At 70.8% G+C, this 874-nt stretch carries 2 protein-coding genes; both read left to right on the forward strand.

Features of this window, described 5'->3' with window-relative positions; all coding sequences use genetic code 11:
* Positions 1-421, forward strand: a 421-nt coding sequence (locus tag AC58EF_RS28560; protein WP_497279747.1) for a TolC family protein, incomplete at its 5' end; no start/stop codon positions are given.
* Positions 422-430: 9 nt separating this feature from the next.
* The coding region (locus tag AC58EF_RS28565) for a response regulator transcription factor (protein WP_497279748.1) at positions 431-874 on the forward strand (444 nt) is incomplete at its 3' end.

An 874-nucleotide genomic window follows, 5' to 3' on the forward strand; every position in this document is an offset into this window, starting at 1 on the left:
GTCTGGCGGGTTCGAGGCCGTCGCCTCGCCGCTCGTTACTTGGGCCTTCCCGAACCAGGCGCCGGCACGTGCCCGACTGGAGCAGGCGCGGGCGACCGAGCGCGCCGCGCTCGCCGGATGGGACGTCGCCGTGCTACGATCCTTGCGCGAAGTGGAGACGGCGCTGGCCGCCTATGACGCGGAGACGCGGCGCAACCGCGACCTGCAAACGGCCTCGCGCGAGGCGCTGGCTTATGCCCGCCGGACCGGGGCGCGTGTCCGCCTCGGCGACGCGCCGGGGCTGCTTCAGGTCGATGCGCAGCGCGCCACCGCCGCCGCCACGCTCCAGCAGGTCCAGTCCGACTTGGCTGTTGCGCAGAGCGAGGTCGCCCTGTTCCGTGCGTTGGGGGGCGGTTGGCGCACGGACACAGGGACGAGATGAAGGTGTAAGATGCGGATACTGATCGTCGAGGATGATGCCGAAACCCGCTCCTTCGTGGCGCAGGGGTTGACCCAGGCCGGGCATCAGGTGGCGGTCAGCATCGACGGCCGCGACGGGCTGTTCCAGGCCACCGGCGGCGAGTTCGAGGCGATCGTGGTCGATCGGATGTTGCCCGGGTTGGGTGGGCTCGCACTAGTGAAGGCACTGCGCGCCGCGGGCGACACTACCCCGGTGCTGATGCTCACCGCGGTCGGCGGGATCGCCGATCGGGTCGAAGGGCTGGAGAACGGCGCGGACGACTATCTGGTCAAGCCGTTTGCCTTCTCCGAGCTGGCGGCGCGGCTGAATGCGCTTGCCCGCCGCCCCGCGTCCCGCGGCAACGACGAGGCGCACCAGCTCAAGGTCGCCGATATCGTGCTGGACCTGCATCGCCGCACGGTGAATCGCGGCGGC

Source organism: Sphingobium sp. WR1 (assembly GCF_059693745.1).